This is a genomic window from Chitinophaga sp. (assembly GCF_017745275.1).
Classification (GTDB): Bacteria; Bacteroidota; Bacteroidia; order Chitinophagales; family Chitinophagaceae; genus Chitinophaga.
Genome location: NZ_JAGHZS010000008.1, coordinates 418308 through 435164, shown reverse-complemented (window position 1 = coordinate 435164; position 16857 = coordinate 418308). Strand labels below are relative to the sequence as shown.

Here is a 16857-nt window from a genome sequence, read left to right as displayed (position 1 = left end):
GCACTGCTGACAGCTTCTGTTTTAAACTGAATTTTGTCTTTCCTGCCATAAAAATGCCCCCTAAAAGTGTCCAACTTTTAGGGGGCATTTCATAGTTATTCGCTTTGATCATTCGCTATAATAGCTTTATGCTTTATGCCTTCTGCTTTCGGTGTTTATATTTTTTTTTAAACAGAGTAGGGGACAATGGTATTTACTGCGTCTTATTAGCGAAAGAGATCACCAAGCGGTGATTTCGATCATTGGACAGTTATAATTAAAAGTGTGACAGTTATAGGGATATGCCACTATGTATCTACATAATGGCATTATTTTTTTATATGAAAGAGAAAAACGAAAAAAAGGGAAAGACTTCTGTCCTTCCCTTCTTTTATGATGCAATTATCTCTTACACAATAGCGGCTACTGCTTCACGAATTACCTTCGGTTTGCCAAGTGTATAGTAATGTAATACCGGTACGCCAAATGCCTTTAACTCTTTGGATTGTGCAATTAACCATTCAGTTCCCACCTGCTCTACTTCTTTGTCTGTTTTGCATTTCATGATCTCGGAAGAGAGGTCAGTAGGAATATCTACATGGAAAATACGTGGCAGCATTGTCATTTGTTTCCTTGATGTCAGCGGTTTCAGTCCCGGAATAATAGGCACAGTGATACCCGCTTCCCGGCATTTGTTTACAAAGTCGAAGAACTTTTGGTTATCAAAAAACATCTGTGTAACAATATAATCAGCTCCATTTTCTACTTTTCTTTTCAGATGAGCCAAATCTGTTTGCATGTTCGGCGCCTCAAAATGTTTTTCAGGGTAGCCGGCAACCCCAATACAGAAGTTCGTTTTTACCCCGCTTTGCAAGTCGTCTTCCAGGTATACGCCGTTATTCATATGCGCCACCTGGTCCAGTAATTCTATCGCATAGCTGTGACCGTGAGGGTCTGGCTCAAAGAAAGTTTCGTTTTTAGGGGCATCTCCCCTTAAAACCAGGACATTGTCGATCCCCAGGAAGTTCAGGTCTATCAAGGCATTTTCCGTTTCTTCCCGGCTAAATCCGCCACAAATCAGGTGAGGAACAGCATCTACGTTGTAGTGGTTCATAATGGCAGCACAAATACCTACTGTGCCCGGACGTTTGCGGATTTCTACCTTTTCAAACGAGCCATCTGCCTTCTTCTTGAACATATGCTCGCTTCGGTGGTAAGTCACATTAATATATGCCGGCTTGAACTCCATCAGCGGGTCCAGGTGGTCATAAATAGAGTCAATGCTCTTTCCTTTCAAAGGAGGAAGGATTTCGAAAGAAATCAGGGTGTCTTTGGCCTGTGCAATATGTTCAGTTACTTTCATAAAGTTTATAAGCTTTGGAGAATGCGATGAAAACGGCGATTCCTGCTAAAATACGCCGGCAAAAATAAGATATCCCCTAATTATAATCAGATCATTTTTAATCTTATGACAACTATAACTAGGCTAACTGAATGAATTGTTTATTTTTGCTAAGTTTGATCATATGGCATTAAGAATACATACAGACCAGCTGGTAAAGCGTTACGGCAACAGAACGGTGGTAAACCATGTATCTGTGGAGGTGTCTCAGGGAGAGATAGTAGGGCTGCTGGGCCCTAATGGAGCAGGTAAAACTACCTCCTTCTACATGGTTGTAGGGCTTATTAAGCCGGATGAAGGGAATGTGTACCTGGATGGCCAGAACATTACCAAACTGCCCATGTATAAAAGAGCCCAGATGGGTATTGGCTATTTGCCACAGGAAGCTTCCGTATTCCGGAAACTGAGCGTGGAAGACAATATTGCGGCAGTACTGGAAATGACAAAGCTTAAAAAAGCAGAACAAAAAGACAAGCTCGAAAGCCTGTTAGCTGAATTTAGGCTAACCCACGTTCGTAAAAGCCCCGGAGATGTACTGAGCGGAGGCGAAAGACGCCGCACTGAAATAGCCCGGGCACTGGCTGTAGATCCCAAGTTCATCCTGCTCGACGAGCCGTTTGCTGGTATCGACCCCATTGCCGTGGAAGATATCCAGGGTATTGTAGCTAAACTCAAGTATAAGAATATAGGTATCCTCATTACTGACCATAATGTACAGGAAACACTGTCCATTACCGACCGGGCGTATTTATTGTTTGAAGGCAAAATCCTTAAATCAGGGTCAGCAGAAGAGCTGGCAGCCGACGAACAGGTAAGAAAAGTGTATCTTGGCCAGAATTTTATTTTGCGCCGGAAAGATTACCTGGACGAAGCAGCTAAACAATAAAAATAATTCTACAGCATCCTATATGAGAATTTTAAGTCCTGCAATATCACAACTGGCAAGATTACGCATGGGGCGTATTGCATATTTTATGCAGTATCCTGTGCAAGTGCAGCAGCAGGTATTCCAAAACCTTATCAGTGCCGCTCAATATACCGAATTCGGTAAGCAGTACGGCTTTTCGAAGATTTATAAGATAGACGAATATAAGCAGCGCGTTCCTATTCATACTTATGATACCATCAAGCCCTATATACAGCGCACGATGGAGGGACAGCAAAATGTACTCTGGAATACACCTATCAAATGGTTCGCTAAATCCAGCGGTACTACCGCCGATAAAAGCAAGTTTATACCGGTAACGGTAGAAAGTCTGGATGAATGCCATTACCGCTCCGGCCGCGATGTTATTTCTCTCTACTACAATAATTTCCCGGATTCAGATGTTTTTACCGGGAAGTCACTGGTCATAGGTGGTAGCCACCAGGTGAACAAACTGTCGGAAAACAGCGACTCCTACTTTGGAGACCTGAGCGCCGTAATGCTGCAGAACATGCCTTTTTATGGCAATATGATCCGCACGCCAGACCTGGAAATTGCACTCATGGACGAATGGGAGGAGAAGATAGAACGCATGGCCAACGCGGTGATCCACGAAAATGTGACCTCTATAGCTGGGGTACCTACCTGGACCATCGTACTGATCAAACGCATCTTTGAACTTACCGGTACAGACAACCTGGCTGATGTATGGCCTAATGTGGAATTATATATGCACGGCGGCGTAAGCTTCACCCCTTATCGCGAACAGTTCAGGAAATTGATCCGTAAGCCACTCATGCATTACCAGGAAACCTATAACGCTTCTGAGGGCTTCTTTGCTGCACAAGATGTGATAGGAGAAGAAGGACTGCTCCTGTTCCTGAACCATGGCATCTTCTATGAGTTCATGCCGATGGAGGAACTGGGCAAGGAAAACCCGGAAACACTGCAATTACAAGAGGTGGAACTGGGTAAAAACTATGCCCTCGTTATCAGCACCAACGGCGGATTATGGCGTTACCTGGTAGGAGATACCATACAATTTACATCCCTGCTTCCTTACCGGATTAAAGTAAGTGGCAGAACCAAATCGTTTATCAACGCCTTTGGTGAAGAAGTGATCGTAGAAAATTCTGATACCGCCATCGCCAAAGCTTCAGAGGCTACCGGCGCTGTGGTGAATGATTATACCGCTGCTCCTGTTTACTTCAGTGACCACGGAAATGGTGGACACGAATGGCTGATTGAGTTTGGGGTAGCACCAGATGATATCAATAAGTTTACTAACGTGCTCGATAGTACGTTAAAAACCATTAACTCGGACTATGAGGCGAAAAGATATAAGGATATCGCCTTACATATGCCGCAGATACATGTACTGCCGGAAGGAACTTTTTGCGAATTCCTGAAGAGTAAAGGTAAACTTGGTGGACAACATAAAGTTCCCCGATTGAATAACGACCGTAATTACCTCGAAGAAATTCTGAAATTTGCGGCCAACAACATGAACGCTTAAAACCTATCAACTATAACATGAAATTACTGGAGAACAAAGTAGCGATTGTAACTGGCGCCAGCCGTGGTATCGGCGAGGCAATTGCTTTGAAATTTGCAGCACAGGGAGCTGATGTAGCTTTTACTTATGTGAGTTCCGATGAAAAAGCCCAGGCACTGGAAGCTAAACTGACAGCGTTGGGTGTAAAAGCAAAGGCATATAAATCCAATGCCGGCGTGTATGAGGAAAGCGAAGCTCTGGTAGCTGATGTATTGAAAGAGTTCGGCAAAATTGATATCTGTGTAAATAACGCAGGTATTTCCAAAGATAACCTGTTGCTCCGCATGAGCCCAGAACAGTGGGATGACGTGATGAACGTTAACCTGAAGAGCGTATACAATATGACCAAACAGGTAATACGCCCTATGATGAAAGCAAAAAGCGGTAGCATTATCAATATGAGCTCCGTAATTGGTATTATGGGAAATGCTGGTCAAAGCAGCTATGCCGCGTCTAAAGCAGGTATTATTGGATTTACCAAATCCATTGCCCAGGAACTGGGTAGCCGCAATATCCGTTGCAACGCAGTAGCACCGGGTTTCGTAGAAACAGATATGACCAGCTACCTCAAAGAAGGAGAGGGCGCTGCTAATTATATTCAACAAATTCCTTTGGCCCGTTTCGGTTCACCGGAAGATATCGCCAACGTTTGTCTCTTCCTGGCTTCTGATATGAGCAGCTATGTAACAGGGCAAACTATCAGCACTTGTGGCGGTTTGTGTATGTAATTCAATAAGTTAAAGATGTTAAAACGCGGGCTTATAACCCGCGTTTTTTTATTGGGGCTACTTGTCGTACCTTTTGGCGAAGTGAACATAGCGCGGATGTCCGGAATATTTTGGAGGAAGTAAGTAAAAATATAGTCCAGCAACAACATCAAATGCCGACTTTTGAATCATTATTCAAAACGTATTACCCTGCGCTCTGCACCTTTGCTTATGACTTTGTGAACAGGCATGATCTCGCAGAAGAAATTGTACAGGACACCTTCATGAAGATATGGGAGAAATACGACGACCTCAATATACAGGTATCGGAAAAGGCCTACCTGTATAGAGCTGTTCAAAATAACTGCCTCAACTTTATTAAACAAAACAAGAATAGAACCCAATACAGCAGCGAGTTATTGCAACAGATGGAATCCCGCATCCAGCTTTTTAGTCTTCCTTCAGACTCACCTGCGGATATGCTGGAAACATCTGAACTCGAACAGCTGGCTGAAAAAGCTATCCGCAAACTACCTCCTCAGTGCCAGGATGTTTTCCGCCTCAGCAGGTTTGAACAACTCAGTTATCCCGAAATATCCCGCCATTTAGGGATCTCCGTTAATACCGTCAAAACACAGATGACCCGCGCCCTGCAACGGTTACGCGATGAATTACTCCCCTTGTTAAAGTAGCGTGTTAAATTAAAAAGAAATTTTTTTTCCTTCCTTGTCACCCGGTCCGATCTGAAATATTGTCTTAGTACTTGTTTTTAATATGATGGGGCCTAACTATACACAGGAGCAGGTAGATGACCTGATTGCACGCTTTTTATCCGGCAATATTACTGCCGAAGAACAGGAGATGCTGGAACAATGGATCAATGCTAACGCAGAGAACAGGTCTTATTTCCTGCAATTGCGGGATGTATGGCAGGCAACAGCAGCGGCAGGATCATATGATACCACGGCGGCCTGGGAGCATCTACAGGAGAATGCCGGTATAAGGCCACCATTAGTAGTAAACAGGTGGAAAAGTTATTTCCGCATAGCGGCATCTTATACACTGCCCTTTTTAATTGGTGGCGGCCTGGTATATGCCTGGTCATCGCTGAAGAAAGGAGATAGCAGCAACGGAATGGTAACAGTAACCAGCCCAAAAGGGGCCACCACCAAAATTGAATTGTCTGATGGTACAGAAGTATGGTTGAATGCAGGCAGTAAGCTGCAATATGCACAGTCGTATAATCTCCGCGGCCGCGAAGTAAAACTGGAAGGAGAGGCTTTCTTTAAAGTGCATACCAATGCACAGAAACCTTTCACCGTAAAGGCTTCTGACCTGAAAATACTCGCGCTGGGTACCTCTTTCAATGTAAAAGCATACCCGGAAGACAAAACGGTGGTAACTACCCTGGTGGATGGAGAAGTGAAGATAGACGGCAGCAAAACCACCACACCATTTGGTCTTATGATGAAACCACATCAGCATGTGGTATATAAGAAACCGCTGGCAAACAATAACAGTGAACACGGCACAATGCCGGTATCTGGCGGAGCCAGCACCACTGCTGCTCCGGTTGAAACCCGGGATGTGAACGATACGGAAATATATACCGCCTGGAAAGATGGTAACTGGATTGTAGCCGCTCAAACCATGGACGAACTGGCCATTACCATGGAGCGCCGGTTTAACGTAAAAGTGATCTTTAAAGAACCAGAACTGAAAGAGTATCGCTTTAGCGGCACCTTCCGACAGGAAACACTGGAGCAGGTACTGAATATTCTTAAATTAACAGCTCCGCTGAAATACTCCATAGATAAGGGAACAGTGACCCTTGAAGTGGACAATGAACTGAAAGAAAAATACATTAAAGCATTTAAAACAAAGTAATCACCAAAGTGTGTAGGAGTATCAACATTCATCACCTGTAAAACAAAACTTACATGCCCGATATGAGGAACTAAAAAAAATTGGGAGTGATGCGACTCACCCCCAATTCAACGAAAATCACTAGTTGGTGAATGGCCTTTGCGACGGGCCATATCACCGTAATTATTCGTTTAACTAAAATCTATACAAGTTTATGAAATCCACTGCAAACCTGGCGGCATTTTTTTGCCCCGGGCGAAAATTATTGCTTATGACGAAACTGACTGGTCTGCTGATTTTCGGAGGTTTTTTACAAGTATCCGCCAGCGTATCTGCCCAGGAGAAAATAAAAGAACTACATGCTGAAAACGCCAGCGTGAAAGAGGTATTCAAGCTGATCGAGAACAAAAGCAATTATCGTTTCTTCTACAACGAAAATTTTGCTGATCTCAATAAAGCGGTTACCATTGATGTGAAGGATAAGAAGATCAATGACATCATGAAGTTACTCTTCAATAGCTCCAATGTTACTTATCGTGTGCTGGAAAACAACCTGGTGGTGATTACCCCTACTGGCGTTGCGCAACAGAAAGTAACAGGCTATGTAACTGATGCCAATACCAAAGAGCCACTGCCAGGTGTAACCGTATCAGTAGAAGGCACCAGCACCGGTACCCTCACCGATGCAACCGGTAAATATACCATCCAGGTGCCTGCCGAAAGTGGTATCCTGGTATTCTCTTTTATCGGGTATACTACCCAGAAAGTGCCGGTAGGTGGCCGTCAGGAAATAAATGTAAAACTGGATCCGGACACCAAAAAACTGGAAGAAGTAGTAGTAATGGGGTATACCACCACTACCACTAAAAACCTCACCGGTGCAGCGCAGGTAGTAGGCGGCAACAAATTGAAAGATGTTACCGCCAGCAGCATGGATAAAATGTTGCAGGGTAAAGTGAGTGGTGTGTTCGTGGGTAACGCCTCCGGAGATCCGTCTGCAGCGCCGGTTATCCGTATCCGCGGTAACGGTACGCTCACCGCTGGTAACTCCCCGCTGATAGTAGTGGATGGTATCATTGGCGGTCTTCCCAATCCAAGCGACATTGAAAGCGTAACGGTATTGAAAGATGCCGCTGCTACCACCTTATATGGCGCCCGTGCCGCCAACGGTGTAATGGTTATCACTACCAAAAGAGGTAAAGCTGGTAAAACACAGGTTAATTTCCGCACCAACATCGGAACCGCTAAACTCAACACCGGACATTTTCACCTGATGAACGGCACCGATTTGTACGACCTGCAAACAGCCGCAGGAGCGAAGTTAGATCCATCTCTCCGGACTATTAATACTAACTGGCAGAAACTGGCCTTTCAGAATGCCACCAACCAGAACTACGAATTATCTACCAGTGGTGGTAATGAAAAAACAAAATTCTACCTGGGTGGCAACTATTATAAAGAAGATGGTATCCTGAAAGGTACTGGTGTAGAACGCTTCAGCGCACGCCTCAACCTGGATCATAACATTACCGATAAATTCCGTGTCAGCTTTAATGCTGCCGGTACGCAAACTACTGACCAGGATAACTCCAATGGTTCCCTGTACCAGTATTACACCAACCTGCCCTGGGATAAAGCGTATGATGCCAATGGCAACCCGGTAAATCCGCTCACCGCAGATACCTGGTATGGAAGGGATATGACCAACTTCGTGTATGACCAGCAATATAACTATATCAAGAATAAGAGACAGTCACTCGAAGCATTGGTAAAACTGGAATATGACATCACTAAATGGTTAACGTTCAGCTCTACCAACCGTGCACAATACTATCACTTCAACCAGGAAAGCAACGGAGATGTGAGAACATCATCCGGCTCCGATGATCGTGGTAACCTCTACAACTACTACCAGGATACGGCTGCGTATATTAGCTCCAACCTGTTGAAAGCAAGATATACCTTCAATAAAAAACATAACGTAGATGGATTATTAGGTGCAGAATTCCAGCAATCAAACATGAATGATATCAATGCAAAAGGTAAAGGTATTATTCAGGGTGTAGATGTACTGGATGGTACTTCGGCGCCTATGGCTATCGGAGGAACCAAGTTTGCCCGTGCGTTCAATTCTTACTTTGTACAGGCTAACTATAACTACGATTATAAGTACTACTTCACTTCTTCCTTCAGAAGAGATGGTTCTTCTAAGTTTGGTGTGAATCAACAATTCGGTAATTTCTATGCTTTTGGTGCTTCCTGGGCCATCTCTGAAGAGAGCTTTATTAAGCCCATTAAAGCCATTACCAATCTGAAGTTAAGAGCCAGTTACGGGACTACCGGTAATGCAGAAATTGGCGACTATAGCTCTATTGGTGCTTATGCCATCAATACCCAGTATAATGGATTCCCAGGCGCTTACCAAAGTATTTACAATGTGCCTAATCTTTCCTGGGAGAAAGCGTATAACACCAACATCGGTATCGATCTGGGATTGTTTAACCGGATTAACCTGACACTCGAGCTTTATCAGAAAGATAATAAAGACCTCCTGTTTAATGTGCCGCTGCCTGGAACTGCCGGCTATAGCTACATTTCACAGAACGTAGGGGCTGTACGCAATAAAGGTATTGAAATCAACCTCAGCACCGATAACCTGGTAGGTGAATTTAAGTGGAGTACCGATTTCAATATCGGCTTTAATAAAAACAGTGTAACTGATTTGTACGGTGGTAAAGATCAGATCATAGATCCGATCAGTGGGTATTTTGTATTGCGCCAGGGACAGGATATGCGCAGCTTCTATATGCGTAAATGGGCAGGTGTAGATCCGGCCAATGGTGATCCACTGTGGGAAAAACTGATTACAGATGCGAACGGTAAAGTAACCGGCAAAACCACCACCAACAATTACAACGATGCCTCTTTACAGATTGTAGGTTCTGCTACCCCAAAATTCTTTGGTGGTATGCGTAATACTTGGTCTTACAAAGGATTCCAGTTAAGCGCCTTCCTGTCTTTTGTGTCCGGCAACCAGGTGTATAACAGCACCCGTGAGTTGATGGATAATGACGGGGCTTATTATACTTACAACATGATGGAACTGGATAAGGGCTGGAACCGCTGGCAGAAACCCGGCGATAATGCTACTCATCCACTGTTCAAAATCAAGGGCAACAAAAATTCACATAAACCCTCTTCCCGTTTCCTGGAAGATGGCAGCTACCTGCGTTTAAGAAACGTGAACCTGAGCTATGCATTGCCTAAAGCCTGGCTGGACCGCGTTCATGTAGGAAATGCCAGAATTTCTATTGGCGGCGACAACCTGTGGACAGCAACCAAATTCTCTGGTCTGGATCCTGAAGTAGATGATCGTGGTATCAACTCTATTAAGTATCCATCCAGTACCAAATGGTTTGCAGGACTTGAAATTAATTTTTAACAGGAGCTAAAAGAGATTAATCATGAATCACATATCAAAATATATTGCAGGCCTGTTGTTATTATCTGTAGCCACTTCCTGCTCATTGAAGAAAGAACCGTATAGTGCACTGAAAGATGATGCCATCCTGAAAGATGAAACCAAATGGCCGGCAGCTACCGCAGGTAACTATGCATTATTAAAAGAAGAAAATTTTACACGTAACTATTTTCAGATGGGAGAATTCCCCAGTGATGATGTATCACTGAGTGGAGCTACTACTGATCCTTTATTTTACTCTTATACATACGGTCACTTGACTAACCAGGGTAACGCCCTGCAGATCTGGCGTATGGGGTATAAGGCTATCAATGGCGCCAACAAACTGCTGGCGGTAATGACGGAGGGTAAGTCTGCCGCTGTTGACCAGATGATCGGTGAAAACCTGTTTATCCGTGCATTCGTTCACTTTGGCCTGGTAAGAACATTCGGCCGTCCTTATACCCAAAGTCCCGAAACCAACCTGGGGATACCAGTTATTACCAAATTCGATATAACGGCATTGCCTAAACGTAATACCGTGAAAGAGGTATACGGACAAATTGTAGCCGATCTGAAAAAAGGGAAAGACCTGATGGACAACTCCAATAGCAACAGCTATGCTACCAAAGCAGCCGCACAGGCCCTGCTGGCAAGAGTGTACCTGTATATGGAGAGAAATGATTCTGCCCGTATTTATGCAGATTCTGTTATTAACGCCGGTAACTTTACCCTGACTTCAACTTCTGACATGCCGGGGTATTATACCAAGAGTAATGAGAACAACCGGGAAACTATTTTTGCTATTCACCACACCTTACAGGATGACCGCACCTGGAGCTCTATTGGCTCTATGTATTATATGTCTCCGGGTGGTATGGGATATGGTGAAATGTATGCTTCTCAGTCTTACCTCGATTTATTGCATAAACATCCTGAAGATATCAGGAACAAGTTTGTACAGGCGGTTTATACCACAGATGCCAATGGCAACAAGGTATTGGCTACACGTAATGGCGTGCCTAAATGGTACATCCTGAAATACTCTAACCAGGATAACGTGCCTACGCTCAGTTCTCCGGTAGTGCTGCGCCTGGCGGAAATGTACCTGATCCGTGCGGAAGCCAATGCTAAATTGGGAAATAACGATGCGGCTATTGCAGACGTGAACATCATTCGTAAACGGGCAGGCTTAAGCGGTAACGCATTATTTACGTTGCCAGATCTCCAGGGATATGCTTCCGTACTGGATATCGTGCTGGATGAACGCCGCCTGGAACTGGCATTTGAAACACACCGGGCATTTGATTTGTTCCGTAATAACAGGAACCTGTACCGGAATTATCCGGGGGTACAAACCAATCCACAAACGGTGAAGTACACGGATGCAAGTGTAGTACACTTTATTCCTCAGCAGGAAATTCTGCTGGATCCTAACCTGGTACAGAATCCACTTCAATAAAATATCCTGTAAAAGCCCCGTAAATGGGGCTTTTACTTTTATAAAATAATCCGGAAAAGACGGCACAACAATAGTAAATTTATAACCGGTGAACATTTAAAAACTTATTTTCCTTTCATGTATCAGATCAACCGTCATTCCTGCAACTTCAGGAAAGGCCTGCTGCTGGCAGGGCTTACATTTGGTGTATTGACTACGGCCGTAGCCCAGGAGCTGAAATATACCTCAGGCAATAATAGCTGGAATGCAGATTCCCTCGGTAACCACCGGGTGGTAGTGAGCTTTAATGGTGCCGCTAAAGTGGCCCGCGTAGTAATTCCATGGCGCCGCCGCGATGAACATCCGGAAGCAAAGCGCATCATTGTACAGGATGCTAAAACAAAGCAAAAAATTACCAACGTAAAAACGTTGGCGCTTACCCGTGAGCAGGGCGATATCTGCTTTGAGCCTATCTCCGGGAAAGGCGACTACTACATATATTACCTGCCGTCTAAAAATGAAGGCAGGGATAACTATCCTAAAGGCACTTACCTGGCGCCGGAGCAAACCGCTGATAATGCCTGGCTGCAGTCCATTCCTGCCGGAATGAAATCTAATGCCATCGTGAAAGAAATGGAAGCCATTGATGCTTTCAACAGCTTTTATCCGATGGAGGTAATTGCCACTGCTGCGGAAAAACAACAACTGTTGCTGAAGCATCCGGGCGCAGGATATCTCGTATTTCCGGAAGACAGGCAGTTCCCTATTAAAATGACGGAGGATCTGCCCCAGCGGTGGATAAAGAAGGGATCCTCGCAATCCTTTACTGGAGAGGCCGGCAGGGGAGAGTACTACGCTTTCCAGGTAGGTATTTATGCCCTGCATGATATGAAAGATGTGCAAATTACATTTGCTGATCTGACTGCACCAGGTGGTAAAACAATTCCCGCTTCGCAGTTAAACTGTATTAACACCACCGGTACCACCTATGATGCGCAACCATTTACCGCAAAGGTGAATATCCCCGCTAACCAGGTACAGGCGTTGTGGTGTGGTATTGATGTGCCAGAATCCACCACAGCAGGAGTTTATAAAGGAACTGCCACGCTTAGCGCTGACGGTATGCCCGCCATGCCGGTAAGAATTACGTTAACGGTAACGAATAAACCAGCCGTTAACAGTGGCTTCAATGAGCCCTGGAAACAAAGCCGGTTAAAATGGCTGAACTCCACGCTGGCACAGGACAATTCCGTGATTGCTCCCTACACACCACTGGAAGTAAAAGACAGCGTAATCAGTTTACTGGGACGTAAAGTAGGCATTAATAAAGATGGTTTCCCTGCACAGATACAAACGTTTTTCACACCAGAAATGACGGAGTTATCCACGCAGGCGAAGAATATTTTCACAGAACCGATACATTTTCACTTCATCTCTGCCGCCACCGGTAAGGATTTGACCTGGAAAAGCAATGGCTGGCAAATGACGGCCAAAGAGGCGGGTAAAGTAAGCTGGCAGGCGGTGAATACCACTACCGGCCTGCAAATGGATGTAAATGCTTCCCTGGAGTTTGATGGCTTCCTGGATTACACCGTAAAAGTGACAGCACTGGAAGACATATCTCTCAAAGAAATTACTATGCACCTGCCATTTGATAAAGGAGCTGCTAAGTATATGATGGGCCTGAATCAGAAAGGAGGAGTGCGTCCTGAAAAGATCGACTGGAAATGGGATGTAAAGAATAAAAACCAGGATGGCGCCTGGATCGGGGATGTGAATGCAGGGATACAATTCAATCTCCGCGACGAAAATTATGTACGCCCCCTTAATACCAACTTCTATCTCCAGAAGCCATTGCTGCTGCCCACTTCCTGGGGTAATGGCGATAAAGGTGGGATCACCATCGGGGAAAAAGGAAAGGCTATTTTGGTGAACAGCTATAGTGGCGAAAGAACGCTGCATAAAGGAGAGGTGTTGTATTATAATTTCCACCTGATCATTACGCCGTTTCACCCCATTAACACCGATTTCCAGTGGTCTACCCGGTTTTACCACCGGTACAACAACCTGGATAGCATCAAGGCTACCGGGGCCACAGTGGTGAATATTCATCATGGTAATGATATTAATCCCTGGATCAACTATCCGTTTATTGAGTGGAAAAAGATGAAGTCTTATATAGATGAAGCACACAGTAAGGGACTGAAGGTAAAGATCTATAACACAGTAAGAGAGTTGTCGAATCACGCCTGGGAAACCTTCCCGTTGCGTAGCCTGGGGCATGAAGTTTACAGCCCGGGTAAAGGTGGTGGCTTTTCCTGGCTACAGGAGCATATTGGGAAGGATTATATCGCTGCCTGGTTTGTACCGGAATTCAAAGACGCAGCCATCATCAACAGTGGCATGAACCGCTGGCATAACTATTACGTAGAGGGGATGAACTGGCTGGTACAGAACGTGGGTATAGATGGTATTTATCTTGATGACGTGGCCTTTGACCGGATAACGATGAAGCGTGTGAAAAGAGTGTTGACCAGGGATAACCATCCGGGTATTATTGATCTGCATTCTGCTAATCAGTATAATAAGTCAGATGGGTTCATTAACAGCGCCGTATTATATATGGAACACTTCCCATATCTGAACCGGCTTTGGTTCGGCGAATACTTCGATTACGAAAATAACAGCCCTGACTTTTTCCTCACAGAAGTGAGTGGTATTCCATTTGGCCTGATGGGCGAAATGTTGCAGGATGGCGGAAATCAGTGGCGCGGAATGGTATATGGTATGACTAACCGCATGCCATGGACGGAAAACTCAGACCCGCGTCCTATCTGGAAAGTATGGGATGATTTTGGTATGCAGGGTACAAAAATGATAGGATACTGGGTAGAAAACAACCCGGTTAAAACCGGCAATCCGTTGGTACCAGCTACTATCTATAAGAAAGACGGCGCGGTACTGGTGTCTATTGCCAGCTGGGCGGCAGAAGATACGAACGTCCAGTTAAGCATCGACTGGAAAGCACTGGGCATCAACCCTGCAAAAGCTGTAATAACGGCGCCGGACATACGTAATTTCCAGCAGGGACAGGTATTGGCAAAAGACGCCAGCATCCTGGTTCCAAAGAACAAGGGAAAAATACTGATTATAAAGAACTAAGCCCTTCTTTAAATAAAATACAACGGGGATATAAGTATGTGGCTTATATCCCCGTTGTATTTTATTTAAAAACAGTTTCTTTATTTACCTGGAATCGCCACCCTGAAGGTTTCCACACATTTTCTGTCCTGTAGGGTTACATACACGGTTTTCTTGTCTTTATCCCCAAAAACGAGGTTGCTGCATTGTTTTCCTTTCAGTGGTATTTCGCGGATCAATACGCCTTTTGGCGACATCACTGCAATCACACCTTTTCCCCAGCGGGCAATATAGAGGTTACCGGCTTTATCGCATTTCATACCATCAAATCCGAAGTCGGGGAAGCTGGCGAATAAGGTTTTATGGGAGATATTGCCCGCTTTGTCTACCGTGTATTTCCAAACTTTGCGTTGCACACTCTCGTTTACATACAGGGTTTTTTCGTCGGGGCTGAGGGTGATACCGTTGGTGGTACCCATATTGGCTTCCAGTAATACCGGAACACGGTTGGCATCAATGCGCCAGAGTTGCCCGGTATTGTTGGCCCATTTGGGATCAGATACAAAGATCTGGTCTTTGCTGTTCACGCAAAGATCATTCGGTTGATTGAACTGATCGGAATGGACATATACACTGACCTTTTTTGTTTTCATGTCTACGGCCAGTACATTGTGTTTGATGAAGTCTGGCAGGAGCATGGTGCCTTTGCTGTTGAAATGAACGCCGTTGGCTATGCTGCTATCGGGGAGGGTCACGAATACTTCGCCGGCGCCGGTATGTGTATTTATTTTACCGATGGTGCCATCCTGTTTAAAATTTACCACATAGAAATTGCCTGCTTTGTCAAAGTTGGGTCCTTCAATATTTGTAGAAAACAGGTTCTCAGCGGTGAGATCGCGGGCTTCATACAAGGGTCTGGAGGCAGAGGGTTGTTGGGCCATCATGGGCAAGCCCCAGCCAGAGAGGAAGGCCATCAGGCATATTTGTTTTCTCATGTGTGTTGTATTTTAAAACTTTAAATTAAGTAACTGTTTGGGATTTTTCTGTGTATTAAGAATAGGGAAGTCCTTATGTAATGAAATTATCAAGAATTAATTACCCGTTGGGCTGGTTCTTTTGGCTGTCAACTAATTTATTAATTTTGCGCCCATGATCCATGTTTCGGAGTTTAAAGATTTGGCGCAACTAACTATTCACAAAGTAGGGAACTCTTCGAATGACGAGGCCTTACTCTGTTCCAAAGCGCCTTTGCAGCTGGAAGATGAAACGATCAGCCAGTTATTGCTAACATATTTTATTCAGCCTTTTTCCAATGCTGCAGAGTATTTCCGGTTCCGGCACGACGCAGATATACAATTGAATGAAATTTTTCAATATTGTCGACGTATATTTACTGACCAAAGCGAATTTCAGGAGCAGTCAGTTAATATTGCCAGGCATCTGTATAAACATTCCACCCATCCCAAAATAAAAGGCGGAGAGTTATATATAGCCTACTTTAGCAAGTGTCAGGTGGATGGTGAAGAAGTGGAGGCCATTGGCATTTTTAAGTCAGAGAACCGCGATACCTATTTAAAAGTCTTTCTGGCAGACGAAAATTACCAGGTGAACTATGAAGATGGTATAAACATCAATAAGCTGGATAAAGGTTGTCTTGTTTTTAATACAGAGGAATCTGAAGGCTTTAAGGTGAGCATTATAGATAGTAACAGCAAACAATCGGAGGCTGTATACTGGAAGGATGCATTTCTGCAGGTGCAGCGGCGCGAGGATAGTTACCATCAGACAGAAACAGCAGTAGACATGTGTAAGCTGTTTATACATAATAAACTGCCAACGGAGTATGAGATGGATAGGGTGGATCAGGTGGATCTGTTAAATAAATCAGCCGCTTATTTTAAAGAAAAAGAACAATTCCAGTTAGACGATTTTGCCAAAGAAGTACTGGGGCATCCTGATGCAATAGCTTCTTTTAAAGAATATAGAAACGAGTACGCGAGTCATTTTCAACAAGATATCCCTGACGAATTTGAAATATCCGCACCTGCTGTTAAGAAACAGCAGAAAGTATTTAAGAGCATTTTGAAATTGGATAAGAACTTTCATGTGTATATTCACGGCAACCGCGAAATGATAGAGCGTGGGTTTGATGAAGCTACGAACATGAATTATTATAAGCTACTGTTTGAAAATGAAGCGTAGGTCCGTGTAAGAAACAGTAGAGGCAGCTGTGTGGTTGATTTTGTGAAGAGAGATAAACGAGTGTATTTAAAATTTTCTCATAAGCAAAAACCAATTGTTAACAAAGGCTGCCTCGTCTGGGCGGCCTTTTATTTTTAGCAGAAAGCGTAAAGCAGAAAGCAAAAAGCTATTAAAGCGAA

11 protein-coding genes are annotated in these 16857 nt (G+C 44.3%); 9 read left to right on the top strand and 2 right to left on the bottom strand.

Translation table 11 applies throughout. The annotated features are described in order from the left end of the window. Positions 1–388: 388 nt before the first annotated feature. Complete coding sequence (gene metF, locus J7623_RS25145) at positions 389–1342, bottom strand: methylenetetrahydrofolate reductase [NAD(P)H] (protein WP_291925776.1); 954 nt, start codon at positions 1340–1342, stop codon at positions 389–391. A gap of 163 nt (positions 1343–1505) precedes the next feature. Here metF and lptB point away from each other — a divergent pair, with 163 nt between their 5' ends. The 8 genes from lptB to J7623_RS25105 all read left to right on the top strand — a co-directional run bounded on the left by lptB (position 1506) and on the right by J7623_RS25105 (position 14497). After that, a complete protein-coding gene (gene lptB / locus J7623_RS25140; RefSeq protein ID WP_291925772.1) occupies positions 1506–2267 on the top strand; it encodes an LPS export ABC transporter ATP-binding protein in 762 nt (253 codons plus the stop codon). A gap of 22 nt (positions 2268–2289) precedes the next feature. Beyond that, on the top strand, positions 2290–3822 hold the full coding sequence (locus J7623_RS25135) for a GH3 auxin-responsive promoter family protein (protein ID WP_291925768.1): 1533 nt from the start codon (positions 2290–2292) through the stop codon (positions 3820–3822). 17 nt (positions 3823–3839) lie between these two features. Then, positions 3840–4589, top strand: a complete 750-nt coding sequence (gene fabG / locus J7623_RS25130; RefSeq protein WP_291925766.1) for a 3-oxoacyl-[acyl-carrier-protein] reductase — start codon at positions 3840–3842, stop codon at positions 4587–4589. Positions 4590–4741: 152 nt separating this feature from the next. Next, positions 4742–5260 (top strand): RNA polymerase sigma-70 factor, encoded by a 519-nt coding sequence (locus tag J7623_RS25125; RefSeq protein ID WP_291925763.1) that lies wholly within the window; start codon positions 4742–4744, stop codon positions 5258–5260. An 82-nt stretch (positions 5261–5342) separates the two neighbouring features. Next, positions 5343–6455, top strand: coding sequence for a FecR domain-containing protein (locus J7623_RS25120; RefSeq protein ID WP_291925760.1), 1113 nt, complete (start codon positions 5343–5345; stop codon positions 6453–6455). Between the two features lie 250 nt (positions 6456–6705). Further along, positions 6706–9876, top strand: coding sequence for a TonB-dependent receptor (locus J7623_RS25115; RefSeq protein ID WP_291925759.1), 3171 nt, complete (start codon positions 6706–6708; stop codon positions 9874–9876). A gap of 22 nt (positions 9877–9898) precedes the next feature. Further along, positions 9899–11356 (top strand): RagB/SusD family nutrient uptake outer membrane protein, encoded by a 1458-nt coding sequence (locus J7623_RS25110; protein WP_291925757.1) that lies wholly within the window; start codon positions 9899–9901, stop codon positions 11354–11356. Between the two features lie 117 nt (positions 11357–11473). Beyond that, complete coding sequence (locus J7623_RS25105) at positions 11474–14497, top strand: glycoside hydrolase domain-containing protein (protein ID WP_291925754.1); 3024 nt, start codon at positions 11474–11476, stop codon at positions 14495–14497. 80 nt (positions 14498–14577) lie between these two features. On the opposite strand, the gene J7623_RS25100 is transcribed toward J7623_RS25105, so the two are convergent. Next, positions 14578–15471, bottom strand: a complete 894-nt coding sequence (locus J7623_RS25100) for an SMP-30/gluconolactonase/LRE family protein (protein WP_291925751.1) — start codon at positions 15469–15471, stop codon at positions 14578–14580. 154 nt (positions 15472–15625) lie between these two features. On the opposite strand from J7623_RS25100, the gene J7623_RS25095 reads away from it, so the two are divergent. Further along, entirely contained in the window at positions 15626–16678 is a 1053-nt protein-coding gene (locus tag J7623_RS25095) for a nucleoid-associated protein (RefSeq protein WP_291925748.1), read from the top strand. Positions 16679–16857 lie beyond the last annotated feature (179 nt).

What these genes read in the sequence shown, in the direction of transcription:
- metF (WP_291925776.1), bottom strand. Translation starts at nt 1,342, where the DNA reads ATGAAAGTAACTGAACATATTGCACAGGCCAAAGACACCCTGATTTCT.
- lptB (WP_291925772.1), top strand. Translation starts at nt 1,506, where the DNA reads ATGGCATTAAGAATACATACAGACCAGCTGGTAAAGCGTTACGGCAAC.
- J7623_RS25135 (WP_291925768.1), top strand. Translation starts at nt 2,290, where the DNA reads ATGAGAATTTTAAGTCCTGCAATATCACAACTGGCAAGATTACGCATG.
- fabG (WP_291925766.1), top strand. Translation starts at nt 3,840, where the DNA reads ATGAAATTACTGGAGAACAAAGTAGCGATTGTAACTGGCGCCAGCCGT.
- J7623_RS25125 (WP_291925763.1), top strand. Translation starts at nt 4,742, where the DNA reads ATGCCGACTTTTGAATCATTATTCAAAACGTATTACCCTGCGCTCTGC.
- J7623_RS25120 (WP_291925760.1), top strand. Translation starts at nt 5,343, where the DNA reads ATGATGGGGCCTAACTATACACAGGAGCAGGTAGATGACCTGATTGCA.
- J7623_RS25115 (WP_291925759.1), top strand. Translation starts at nt 6,706, where the DNA reads ATGACGAAACTGACTGGTCTGCTGATTTTCGGAGGTTTTTTACAAGTA.
- J7623_RS25110 (WP_291925757.1), top strand. Translation starts at nt 9,899, where the DNA reads ATGAATCACATATCAAAATATATTGCAGGCCTGTTGTTATTATCTGTA.
- J7623_RS25105 (WP_291925754.1), top strand. Translation starts at nt 11,474, where the DNA reads ATGTATCAGATCAACCGTCATTCCTGCAACTTCAGGAAAGGCCTGCTG.
- J7623_RS25100 (WP_291925751.1), bottom strand. Translation starts at nt 15,471, where the DNA reads ATGAGAAAACAAATATGCCTGATGGCCTTCCTCTCTGGCTGGGGCTTG.
- J7623_RS25095 (WP_291925748.1), top strand. Translation starts at nt 15,626, where the DNA reads ATGATCCATGTTTCGGAGTTTAAAGATTTGGCGCAACTAACTATTCAC.